Here is a 12,236-nt window from a genome sequence, read left to right as displayed (position 1 = left end):
TCGATCGCATCAGGGACGCCCGAACCACAATACGGAATTCCTGCGGAGTTCCGCTGCTGTCGGGTTGGCCACGTCGGACTGGGTAACTGTCCGGTAACTAGACGATACGCACCAGGATCTCGGAGTGCCCGGCCCGGATCACGTCGCCGTCGGCCAGCTGCCAGTCCTGCACGGGAGCGCCGTTGACGGTGGTGCCGTTGGTGGAACCGAGGTCCGACAGCATCGCGACCTGGCCGTCCCAGCGGACCTCGATGTGGCGGCGGGAGACACCGGTGTCGGGGAGCCGGAACTGGGCCTCCTGGCCGCGGCCGATCACGTTGCGGCCCTCCCGCAGCTGGAAGTTGCGGCCGCTGCCGTCCTCGAGCTGCAGGGTCGCGGTGAGGGCGCGGTTCTGCTCGAAGCCGCCCTGGAAGTCGCCGCCGTACGGCTGCCCGTACTGCTGCTGCGGCTGCTGGCCGTAGCCCTGCTGCTGGCCGTAGGCCGGGTAGTCGGCGCTCGGCGGGTACGGGTTCGCGTAGTCCTGCTGCCCGTAGTCGGCCTGCTGCGCGTAGTCGGGCTGCTGCTGACCGTAGGCCGGGTAGTCCGGGTTCGGCGGGTACGGGTTCGCGTAGTCCTGCTGCGCGTAGTCGGGCTGCTGCTGGCCGTAGGCCGGGTAGTCCGGGTTCGGCGGGTACGGGTTCGCGTAGTCCTGCTGCGCGTAGTCGGCCGAGGCGTAGTCGCTGCCGCCCTGCGCGTAGTCGGGGTTCGGCGGGTACGGGTTCGCGTAGTCCGTCTGCGGGTACGGGTTCGCCGGGTACTCGGCACCGTTGCGCTGCTGCGCGCCGCCCTGCGCGTAGCCGTTGCGGGGCTGGTCGTAGCCGCCGCCCGCCGCGGAGTAGCTCGGGTAGGCGTTGCCATTCTGGGCGCTGACCTGCCGGTCCTGCGGGTAGCGACCCTCGTCGGCGGGCTCACGCGAGGGGTCGAAACCTGGGTTCTGGGTCATCTGGCCAGCTCCTGAATTCTTCGGTGCGGAGGGTCGTGCGTTCGCGGGCGGTAAGGCTACTTGCCGATTCGGTCGAGGGGGAGGGGTTGTCCCCACATCCGGATCCACCGCACCACTGGTCCGGAACTGCCCCGTGTGCAGTGTGGGTGATGCCTCGAACCGAACGGAAACCGGCCCATAGGTCTGCCACCCCTGGTCACGGATGAAGTCCTCAAGGTGGCGGGAGAACGCCCGCACCGTCAATTCCCGATCCGAGGACAGTTCCTCGTGATCGGACTCGTTGATCGTGATCACGTAGGAGTTCGGGGCGAGCGTGTGCCCGCCGTCGAGCCGCTGCAACCCGTCGACCGCCTCGCGCTGCAGCGCGGACTCGACCTCCTGGGGAACGACTCCTCCGCCGAAGACCCGGGCCAGACCGTCGCCGACGGCGCCCTGAAGCTTCCGTTCGAAGCGCTGGACGATACCCACGTCGCCTCCTCTCGACCTCGCCGCGTGTCGCGGTCAACCGCGACCGCTTCTGCATGGTATCCGTGACGCGCGACAACGTCATCGGCGGCGCGCATCGCCGCAGGTCAGACGGGCGAATCGTGATTTCGTCATGGTGCGTGCTAGTGTTTCCAGCGTCGCTCGGGCGAGTGGCGGAATGGCAGACGCGCTGGCTTCAGGTGCCAGTGTCCTTCGGGACGTGGGGGTTCAAGTCCCCCTTCGCCCACCAGGAGCAGTTCCACGAACTGCACAGGACGAGGTCACGAACTCGAAAGAGTTCGTGACCTCGTCCTTTTTGTTGATCTCGCCATGCGAGTTCCCTTCCTGCCTGTGTGGGGACGAGGGTGTGCCAGTCCCCATTCCTGACGACACCATCTCCCCTGCGGTTTGCGTGATGCGATCCCCGACTCGAGGCGGGGTAGGCACAACCCAACGCTCGTGAGGGTGACGCGGGTCGGGGCCACACCTTAGTTCGCTCACAGTGACGGAGGCACACACCTGTGGGCTCTCCTGGGAAATTCCGCCACGCTGCGGGGCGCTGCCAGCAGGGCGAGGTTAGCGCCGAACCGGTGTAACCCCCAGCTAATCTCGCAACATGAAAACTACCGACCTCGCCAAGGTGCGTGCGACCCTGTGGTCCGCCGCCGACGAACTGCGAGCCAACTCGAAGCTGACGCCGGTTCAGTACCGCGACCCGGTGCTGGGGTTGGTGTTCCTCGCATACGCCGAGAACCGCTTCGAAGCAGTCCGTCACGAGGTCGAGGCAAAGGCCACCAAGCGCAACCCCGCGACGATCGCGGACTACAAGGCGAAGTCGGTGCTCTACGTACCCGATGAAGCGCGTCTATCGCACCTGGTCGGCCTGCCTGAGGGTGATGACATCGGCAAGGCCGTCGACGAGGCCATCAAGGGCATCGAGGCCGCCAACCCGGAACTTAAAGACATCCTCCCCCGCGGCTACCAGAAGCTTGAGCGCTCGACACTGATCGAGCTGCTGCGCCTGTTCGCTCCGCTGCCCACCCAGCTCGAAGGCGACGCCTTCGGCTTCATCTACGAGGACTTCCTCTCCAATTTCGCCGCCCAGGAAGGCAAGGGCGGCGGCGAATACTTCACGCCGTACTCGATCGTCCGGCTCATCGTGGACGTCCTCGAGCCGTTCCAGGGCCGCGTCTTCGACCCGGCCTGTGGCTCGGGCGGCATGTTCGTTCAGTGCGCCAAGTTCGTTGAGCGCCACCACGAGTCAGCCACCCGCACGCTCTCCATACTCGGTGCGGAGAAGACAGAGGACACGGTTCCGCTCGCGAAGATGAACCTCGCTCTCCACGGCCTCTCCGGCGATATCAAGCGAGCCAACAGCTACTACGAAGACCCACACGACGCGGTCGGTGCCTTCGACTACGTCATGGCCAATCCGCCGTTCAATGTTGACAAGGTCAAGAAGGAGCAGCTCGCCGGCGACAAGCGCTACCCGTTCGGCGTCCCCAGACCTGACAACGCCAACTACCTGTGGATCCAGCAGTTCTATGCATCTCTTGGGCCGAAGGGTCGCGCCGGCTTTGTTATGGCCAACTCGGCGGGCGACGCTGGCCACTCCGAGAAGGAGATCCGCAAGCAGATCATCGAGTCCGGGGCAGTCGACGTGATGGTCTCGATCAGTCCAAACTTCTTCTACACAGTGACACTCCCGGTGACGCTGTGGTTCTTCGACAAGGCCAAGATCGGCACGCCACGCGAGGACACCGTGCTGTTCCTCGACGCACGCCACATCTACAACCAGATCGACCGCGCCCACCGCGACTTCACTCCGGAGCAGATCGAGTTCCTCGCCAACGTCGTGCGGCTCTACCGAGGCGAAGACGTCGAGAAGTTCGCAGGCAGCGAAACCCTGATCGAGCAGCACTTCCCCGACGGCGCGTACGTCGACGTTCCTGGGCTGTGCAAGGTCGCGACTCGCACCGACATCAAGACACAAGGGTGGAGCCTCAACCCCGGTCGCTACGCCGGCTCAGCCGCCGTCGACGAGGATGACGAAGACTTCGTGGTCAAGCTCGAAGAGCTGTACGAGGAGTTCACTAAGTTGAGTAGTGAGGCCGACTTGCTTCGGGCCAAGGTCGACGCGGCGGTGCAAGGAATTCTCGACGTATGAGCACCGAGTCAACGATCGGTGAACTGGTAGAGACGCTGATCGATTACCGAGGCAAGACGCCGCCCAAAACGGAAGCAGGAGTGCCGCTGATCACGGCGAAAGTGATCAAGGGCGGGACCATCTTGACCGATCGGCGCGAGTACATCGCCGAGGCCACCTACGAGACTTGGATGCGAAGAGGGTTGCCGAAGTCTGGCGATGTCCTCATTACCACAGAAGCTCCGCTGGGTGAAGTTGCCCGGGTTGGGCTAGACGCCAAAATTGCGCTGGCACAGCGGGTCATCCTCCTTCGGCCTGATCCTGGCCTAGTCGACCCCAGCTACTTCTTCCACTACCTCCGCTCGCCGAATGCGCAAGCGAGCTTGCGTCGACGCGCGAGCGGGACGACAGTGAGCGGCATCAGGCAACCAGAACTGAAGGCTGTCGAGATCCCACTGCTTCCGAGGAGTTCGCAGGCGGTCGTCGGCGCAGTCCTCGACGCAATCGACGACCTGATCGCGAACAATCGTCGGCGGGTTGAGGTGTTGGAAGAGATGGCGCGGGCCATCTACCTCGAGTGGTTCGTGAAGTTCCGCTACCCCGGCCACGAAGAAGTACCCTTCGTCGACTCCAGCCTCGGCTCGATTCCGCAAGGGTGGGTCGTCGGCCCGGTGGAGTCGCTCCTCGTTCTTCAGCGTGGCTTCGACCTTCCCCTGAAGAACCGTGAAGTTGGCGACATTCCGGTCATTGGTGCATCGGGAGTGCAAGGAAGCCATTCCATTCCGAAATCAGAAGGACCAGGGGTCACGACTGGGCGAAGTGGGACGATAGGCGTAGTGACGTATGTTTCTCACGCGTTCTGGCCGCTGAACACGTCGCTATGGGTCAAAGAGTTCCGTCTCGCGACGCCTCGCTATGCCTATTTCTTGCTCACGGAGTTGGATCTGAAGCGGGCGGCGTCCGGGGCCGCCGTTCCTAGTTTGGACAGGAAGGTCGTGCATGCACTCCCCACGGTTATGCCGCCCGCCGATTTGATCAATCGATGGGACTTGGTGGTCTTCCCGATGTTCGAAATGACAGAAGCTATCCGCAAGGAGTCAGATCGCCTGGCGGAGATCAGGGACCTTCTGCTCCCCAAGCTAGTAACCGGCCAGATCGACATCTCAACGCTCGATATCGAAGCACTCATCGAGGAGCACGTGTAGTGATGATGGCCAAGGGTCCGGAGTTCGACTACGTCGAGAAGCCAAGCATGGAGCTGCTTGCCAAGCTCGGTTGGACTCCTGTCGACGCGTTCTCCGAAACCCTTGGTGCACAGGGCACGTTAGGGCGCGACTCTCAGCACGAGGTCGTGCTCACCCACCGACTCCGGTTCGCGATGCGCAAGCTCAACCCCGAGGACGTGCCCGACACCGCGATCAACGAGGCTATCGAGGTACTCACCAAGGACCGCTCAGCCACGGACCGGGTACGCGCCAACCGTGAGGTCAATGACCTGCTACGCGACGGTTACCAGGCTGAGTGGACCGACGAGAACGGCGAGAAGCGCATCGAGACTTTGCGTTACCTCGACTTGAAGGATGATCCGTCGAACAACGACCTGCTGGCGGTGCAGCAGATGTGGGTCAAGGGCCACCTGCACAGTCGCCGACTCGATGTCGCCCTGTTCGTCAACGGCGTGCCACTTGTGCTGATGGAGTTCAAGGAACCGAACGAGCCGGTCAAGTCGGCGTACGACGACAACCTCACCGACTATCGTGACACCATCCCGCAACTCTTCGTCCCCAACTGCTTCGTGCTGCTCTCAAACGGCAGCGAGGCCAAGGTGGGGTCGACGTACTCTCCATGGGAGTTCTTCGGTGACTGGAAAGTCATCGACGCCAACGGGATGCGCGGCGAGATCGCTTTGGAGACCGCGTTGCGCGGCACGTGTACCCCGGCGATCCTGCTCGACCTGCTAGAGAACTTCGTCGCCTATCTGGAGCGTCCGGGTGGACTGGTCAAGAGCGTCGCACGCTCTCACCAATACCTCGGAGTCAACGCCGCGGTCGAAAAGCTGCACAGTGCACGTTCCGAGCAGGAGAAACGGCTCGGGGTCTTCTGGCATACGCAGGGTTCCGGCAAGTCACTGTCGATGCTGTGGTTCACGCAAAAGGTGCTCCGCCAGGTCGCGGGCAAGTGGACGTTCGTCATGGTCACTGACCGAACCGAACTCGACACCCAGCTTCACGGCGAGTTCGCCGACGCCGGAGCTATCTCACCTGAGGCGAGGGTCCACGCCGAATCAATCACGCACCTGCGCGAGCTGCTGACCGCTGACCACCGCTACGTCTTCACACTGATCCAGAAGTTCCAGCTTTCCAAAGCGGTCGGCGAGCGTGAGATGCCGGTACTGTCCAACCGCTCGGACATCATCGTCATCACCGATGAGGCCCACCGCAGCCAGTACGACACCCTCGCGCTCAACATGCGCCGCGCACTGCCCAACGCTTCCATGATGGGCTTCACCGGAACCCCTCTGATCGCCGGCGAGGAGCAGGCGACGCGTGAGCAGTTCGGCGACTACGTCAGCACCTACAACTTCCGCGACGCCATCGAAGATGGCGCGACCGTGCCGCTGTATTACGAGAACCGCATCCCCGAGCTGCAACTGGTCAACGAGGGCTTTTCTGACGAGCTTGACGCACTGCTCGAAGATGCCGAGTTGGATGAGGATGCCGAGGGTGCGCTGGCGCGGGAGTTCGGCACGCAGTACACGCTGCTGACCCGGCCCGAGCGGCTCAAGACGATCGCTGCCGACTTGGTGCGGCACTTCGTCGGGCGCGGGTTCTCTGGCAAGGCAATGTACGTCGGCCTCGACAAGGCCGCAGCCGTACGGATGTATGACCTCGTCCAGGATGCATGGGCTGAGCACCTCGACGAGTTGCGTCGGCAGCATGATGCGCTGCCTGAGCTGGAGCGTCCCTGGCTGGCCTCACGGATCGGGCTGATGGAGACCACCGACATGGCGGTCGTGGTTTCCCAAAGTCAGAACGAACTGAAGATGCTCGACGACCTCGGCCTCGACATCCGCCCCCACCGTGAGCGGATGAACCGCGAAGACCTCGCCGAGAAGTTCAAGGACGCCGACGACCCGCTGCGGCTGGTATTTGTCTGCGCGATGTGGATGACCGGCTTCGACGCCCCGAGCGTGTCGACGGTCTACCTGGACCGGCCGATGAAGAACCACACGCTGATGCAGACCATCGCACGCGCCAACCGCGTCTTCCCGGAGAAGGAAAACGGACTCATTGTCGACTACGTCGGCGTCTTCCGGAACCTGGAGAAGGCTCTCGCCGTCTACGGTGCTGCGAATACCGGGGAATCCCCCATCGAGATCATCGACGCCCTCGCCGGCGAGCTGGATTCAGCGGTCGCGGACCTGATCTCATACTGCGCGAGCGTCGGTGTAGACCTCATTGCAGTGCGCGATGCCGAGGGCTTCAGCCACATCGCCAAGCGTGATGCCGCTGTCGAGGCCCTGCTGGTCGACGAGGAAACCCGTAACGACTTCACCGTTAAGGCGCGCCAAGTGCGGAAGCTCTTCAAGGCGCTTCTGCCGAACCCGAAGGCTGCCGCGCAGCAGCGCACTGTTGCCGCTATCCGGGTGTTGCATGAACGGATCATTGAAGTCACCCGGCCACAAGAGGCCGACATCTCGGCCGTGCGCAACGCCGTGGACGCCCTGCTCGATCGGTCGGTCGGAGCTGAGGAGTACGTCATCCGAGCCGCCGCCGAGGGCGCCATGCCTGACCCATTGATCGACCTATCGCTCATCGACTTCGATGGCCTCGCGGTGAAGTTCGCCGGCCGCAAGCGGGCCGAGACCGACCGACTCGCACAACTACTGCGGCAGCAGGCCATCGGCGCGGCGTTGCGTAACCCGACGCGGTACGAACTGGTCGAGCGCATCGAACAACTAATCGCCGACTACAACGCGGGCAGCGTCAACATCGACGAGTACCTGCGCCGCCTCATCGAGCTTTCCAAGACGCTCACCGAGGAAGAAGAACGCGCTGTCCGCGAAGGCATGACCGAGGAAGAACTCGCGATCTTCGACCTACTGACCCAGCCCGATCCCGTGCTCACGGCCGAGGAGCGCGACATGGTCAAGGAGAGCGCGAAGAAACTCCTGGAGCACCTCCACGAGAAGCTCGTCCAGGACTGGCGCCGCAAGGTCGCGACCACCAATGACGTCAACAGCACAATCCGTCGTGTGCTCGACGAGGGTCTTCCGGAAGATCCGTATACGCCGGACATCTTCACAAGCAAGGTCCATCTCGTGTTCGATCACGTTCTCACCGCATACGGCGACGACGGTGACAGTGCCTACAATCGACGCCTCGACATCAATTACCCGCAGGCGGTGGAGGCCGATCTCGCTGGTCCGCTCGACTTGAACAAGATCGCTGACGACGTGGTGGCGCGCATCCGCTCCGACCCGGACTTCGCAGTCGAGGTTGCCGCGCAGGTTCAGGCTCGAAACTGACTGTGACAGATGAATTCTGGGTGCGATCATGCTTTGGTTGTCATCACGATGATCCTGCTTGTGGTGTCCGAGATACTTGCGCTTGGTGGATCTGCAGGGACCTGCTGGGAAACCGGCGGAGATGATCGGCGAAGAAATCGACGCTGAACCGAGACCTAGGCTGAGGAGCCTGCTGGTTCACTGACCGTCGTAGAACGTAAATTCGGAGCAGCGTCTCAGCTCCAGAACACGAGGGGGCGAGGCGGGCATGCGTCTGTCCAGGGTGGAAATCACCAACCACAGCCGAATCCAGGACCTGGATCTCGAAGTGCGCCGGCATGCGGTCATCGTTGGTGCGAACGACGTGGGCAAGTCATCGATCCTGCGCATGCTGAACCTGCTCCTCGGGACGAGCACCGCTGGCCTCTACCAGGCGCTGAAGCCTGGCGACCTGCGCGACCTGGAGCAGTCTCTCGTGGTCAACGCCTGGTGGTCGGGATTCACGGACGAGAGCCGTCGTCTCTTCCCCTCGGAGATCAGCATCGCCCAGGATCAGGTCGGCGAGTATCTCTGGGTCCAGATGGTGGTCGAGCCGGATCCCGAGGACGACGAGGCGGTGTCGATCCGCCGGTGGTTTCCGGAGAGCGGTCATGAACGAGCGCCGAGTCGCGAGCAGTTGGAAGCGTTCGGCTGGCGCTATCTGAAGGCGACGCGCGGCGCGTCGATGATGGAGGGCGCGCACAGCCCGGTCCGGACGCTCCTGGCGGCCGCTAACCTCGGACCCAATGAGGACGGATTGAAGGCAATCCTCGATCAATTCAACGAGAAGCTCGCGGGTAACGAGTCGGTTGGGGATCTCCTGGGCCGCGTCGCAAGTCATCTCAGCCGTTCGATGCCGCGCGCCGTCGCCAAGGACGACTTTTCGGTCCGGAGCGTGACCGATCCGTCCAGCGACGTGCTCCAGGACGTGACGATGTTCCTCAACCGAGGCGACAGCCAGGTCTCGCTGGCGGAGCAGTCGGACGGAGTCCGACAGCTCATGTCCATGACGCTCTTCGACCTGGCAGAGGGGACGGCGAACGTCCTCGCGATCGACGAGCCGGAGATCCATCTGCACCCGACCAGTCAACGGACGGCGGCGGACCTCCTGAGCGGCGACGGGAATCAGAAGATCATCGTCACGCATTCGCCGTACATCCTCCACCGGTTCGAGCCCTCGGAGGTTATCGCGGTAGACCGTCACGGGAAGTGCCACCAGATCGGAGAGTCTAAGCTGTCGAAGGTCGAGAAGGTGCGCGCGCACTGGTGGTCGCCGCGGCTGCTGGAGGCCCTGACGGCGCGCTTCGTCGTCCTCGTCGAGGGCGACGCCGATCGGGTGATCGTGGAGTCGGTGGCCGACAGCCTCGGCATCGACCTCGACCGGCTCGGTGCTGTGGTCGTCGAGTTGGACGGCGCGGACAAGTTCAGGAACGTCTTCCCGCTCCTTGGGCCCGACGGGTTCGGACCCACGCTTCTGGGTCTGGTCGACGACAAGGAGAGCGCCCCCTGGGTGAACGCGTTCGGTGGAAAGCCCCGCTACGTCGTCGACAAGAAGGTGTTCGTCTCCAAGGCCGACCTCGAGGACGAGTACACCTGCGCCCTCGGCGGCCCAGTCGCGGCGAAGGCCCTCATCGACGGAAAGTTCTGCCAGGAACAGGGGCTGCTGCAGTCGGCGGGCGTCGACACGATCGAGGCGATTAGCCCCGAAGCGGTGGCGAAATTCTGTAGGGACAAGGGCAAAGTCGAGGCGGCGACGTGCATCGCTGAGGCCATGACGCCGGACGCAGCGGAGAAGATCGGCAGCGTGTCGCGGCTCGTGCGGGCGCTGGACGAGCTGAGCAGGCAGTGAGCGGGTTCTCGCTCAGCGCGGAGCAGCGCGATGCGGCGACTTCCGCGCAGGATCACCTGCTGATCATCGCCCCGCCAGGATGCGGCAAGACCGAGGTCCTGGCGCACCGCGCCGCCCATCAGATCGGTTCGCTAGAGCAGAACCAGCGCGTGCTCGCTCTGACCTTCACCAAGCGGGCCCGCTCGAACCTCGAAGAACGCCTCCGCTCCGTGCTGGGCCACGCACGAGCGCGTAGGCAGATCGTTGTCCGCAACCTCCACGGCTTCGCGACCCAGGTAGTCCTCGCCCACGGCAGGACCATCGGCCTCGACATGGAAGGACTGGAGCTACCGAAGACCAGCACTATGCGGCGGGCGATGGAGGCAGCGGGCGGCGGGGCCGCCATGTACGACGCCGAGCGGATCCTGAGCGAGATCAAGCGGGGACCGCTATCGGACGTCGAGGTGCTGACGGCCATTAGACAGCGAGGTTCCGCGCACGCGGTCGTGCTCGCGGAGAAGGTGGAGCGGTCGCGGCAGGAGACCAATCAGCTCCACTACGACGACCTCCTCCGGCACGCACAGCACCTACTCCGCATCCCCGCGGTCGCGCGTCTCTACCAAGCGCATTTCGGCGCGGTACTGGTCGACGAGTTCCAAGACCTCTCGATGCAACAGCTCGACCTCGCCCTGCTGAGCTGCACGTCCAGGCGGACGTTCGCCGGCGATCCCCTGCAGGGCATCTACTCGTGGGCAGGGGCCGCGCCCACCGAGGTCGAGGCGGAGGCCCGGAGGACCTGTGGCGAGCCGATCAGGCTGCACGAGTCCTACCGCTCCTCGCCGAAGGTGCTGGAGACGGTCAACTCGGTGAGCGAGCAGGTCGATCCGGGCTCTGGTCTGGTGTCCGCGCAGCCGGAGCGGTGGCCAGGCAGGGGCTGCTCCGCGGCCCTTGTGCTCCAGAACCGCGCTGTCGAGGCGGAATTGCTGAGGCGTCTGGCGGGATCGATCCTGGACCGGCTGCCCGAAGCATCCATCGGGATCATCACTCGTGCGGGGTGGCGCAGGGAAAATATCGACGCGGCGTTCGTGGAGGAGAAGGCCTTCCCAGTCCGCCGATGGGACCTCGCGATCGACGACCCCGGGATCGTCGCCCTCATCCAGTCGACCGTCGCTGCCCTGCCCCATGGAGCCAGCATCGCGGACGCGAGGCTGGCGGTGCTCGATGCAATGGACCCCGCCGACGTCGACGCCCGCGAGCTGGTCGACGACGCGTTCGACACCCTGGAGCAGAGCGATGCAGTCACGGCGAAGGCCGCGGTGAGGTCGATCAGGGCCTCCGATCCCAAGCAGGCGATCGGCCCCGGCGTCCACCTGCTCAACGCACATACTGGCAAAGGCCAGCAGTTCGACTGGGTGTTCGTCATCGGCCTGGAGGAAGGACACCTGCCGGGCAAGCGGAACAGCCAGGGAGACGCACTGGATGAGGAGCAGCGCGTCCTGCTGGTCATGCTCTCCAGGGCTCGTCACGGCCTGGTCGTGACGAGGACGCGAATGACGGAAGGCATGTACGGGCCGTACCAGGCCAAACAGAGCCGATGGTGGCCCGGAATCCAGGCCCAGTACTCCTCGCCGGAGGAGATCGAAGCGCATCTGGAGGAGGATCTTCCGACAGAGCCCAGAGGCGTGGTGTAAACCGTTGAGCGCAAGTCCATCCGGACGACCAGCAGTATGGCGGTTGGCTACCCCAGATGAGGTCCGTACGTGCTCCAACCCTTCATGTGCGGTTGAAGTTCGTCGTGGCTGCAGGAAGTGACCTGCACGATGTGCAGCGGCCCGTTGAGCGGATCTGTCGTTTCGGCGTGTTGGCGGATCCAGTTGGCCCATTCGTGTGCGGCTTCGGAGTCGAGGTCTGTGGATTGAGCTGCGACGGCATCGATCTCGTTGGCATACTCGCGCATGGCTGCGGCAGCGTCGCGCCGCGTCAGTTCGTCGCGAAGCTTCTCGGCATTGCGTTGCTGGGTGAGCGCAGCGAACGCTTCCTTTCTGACCTGGTGCCAGCGGACCTTGCGGATCTCCGAGCGGCGGGCTTCCTCTTCTCGTGCCCAGTGAGCTTTGGCTTCGGAGATCTCGAGGTACTGGATGAAGGCGGGGAGCTGCTCTTCGAGAGTGGCTTTGTGAACCGACCCGGGAATCTGGCCGCTCCTATGCTGGCGACATCTCCGGTTGGGGAGTCGATGGTTGAGCGTAGTAGGCCGCCTCGAACGTGTCGG

General features: G+C 63.9%; 6 protein-coding genes, 1 tRNA gene and 1 pseudogene. 6 read left to right on the top strand and 2 right to left on the bottom strand.

Annotated elements, in window-relative coordinates; translation table 11 throughout:
• Positions 1 to 97 precede the first annotated feature (97 nt).
• A complete protein-coding gene (locus tag ACWF62_RS11060; RefSeq protein ID WP_452630078.1) occupies positions 98 to 1,450 on the bottom strand; it encodes an FhaA domain-containing protein in 1,353 nt (450 codons plus the stop codon).
• 161 nt (positions 1,451 to 1,611) lie between these two features.
• Between ACWF62_RS11060 and ACWF62_RS11055 the strand changes: the two genes are divergently transcribed.
• The 6 genes from ACWF62_RS11055 to ACWF62_RS11030 all read left to right on the top strand — a co-directional run bounded on the left by ACWF62_RS11055 (position 1,612) and on the right by ACWF62_RS11030 (position 11,658).
• A tRNA-Leu gene (locus tag ACWF62_RS11055) sits at positions 1,612 to 1,697 on the top strand.
• Between the two features lie 366 nt (positions 1,698 to 2,063).
• On the top strand, positions 2,064 to 3,614 hold the full coding sequence (locus ACWF62_RS11050) for a type I restriction-modification system subunit M (RefSeq protein ID WP_452630077.1): 1,551 nt from the start codon (positions 2,064 to 2,066) through the stop codon (positions 3,612 to 3,614).
• Positions 3,611 to 4,798, top strand: a complete 1,188-nt coding sequence (locus ACWF62_RS11045; protein WP_452630076.1) for a restriction endonuclease subunit S — start codon at positions 3,611 to 3,613, stop codon at positions 4,796 to 4,798. Before ACWF62_RS11050 ends, ACWF62_RS11045 begins: the two co-directional genes overlap by 4 nt.
• 2 nt (positions 4,799 to 4,800) lie before the next feature.
• Positions 4,801 to 8,121, top strand: coding sequence for a type I restriction endonuclease subunit R (locus ACWF62_RS11040; protein ID WP_452630119.1), 3,321 nt, complete (start codon positions 4,801 to 4,803; stop codon positions 8,119 to 8,121).
• 247 nt (positions 8,122 to 8,368) lie between these two features.
• Positions 8,369 to 9,988: an ATP-dependent nuclease gene (locus ACWF62_RS11035; RefSeq protein WP_452630075.1), complete on the top strand. Its 1,620-nt coding sequence runs from the start codon at positions 8,369 to 8,371 to the stop codon at positions 9,986 to 9,988.
• Positions 9,985 to 11,658: a UvrD-helicase domain-containing protein gene (locus ACWF62_RS11030; RefSeq protein ID WP_452630073.1), complete on the top strand. Its 1,674-nt coding sequence runs from the start codon at positions 9,985 to 9,987 to the stop codon at positions 11,656 to 11,658. Before ACWF62_RS11035 ends, ACWF62_RS11030 begins: the two co-directional genes overlap by 4 nt.
• Before the next feature lie 47 nt (positions 11,659 to 11,705).
• Here ACWF62_RS11030 and ACWF62_RS11025 read toward each other — a convergent pair.
• Positions 11,706 to 12,236, bottom strand: a pseudogene (locus ACWF62_RS11025) (hypothetical protein); the annotation flags it as partial.

The organism is Rhodococcus sp. NPDC054953, assembly GCF_053609225.1.
This window is presented reverse-complemented; position numbering and strand designations above follow the sequence as displayed.

Coding starts and splice junctions, on each gene's coding strand:
- ACWF62_RS11035 (WP_452630075.1), top strand. CDS start 8,369: ATGCGTCTGTCCAGGGTGGAAATCACCAACCACAGCCGAATCCAGGAC.
- ACWF62_RS11040 (WP_452630119.1), top strand. CDS start 4,801: ATGATGGCCAAGGGTCCGGAGTTCGACTACGTCGAGAAGCCAAGCATG.
- ACWF62_RS11045 (WP_452630076.1), top strand. CDS start 3,611: ATGAGCACCGAGTCAACGATCGGTGAACTGGTAGAGACGCTGATCGAT.
- ACWF62_RS11050 (WP_452630077.1), top strand. CDS start 2,064: ATGAAAACTACCGACCTCGCCAAGGTGCGTGCGACCCTGTGGTCCGCC.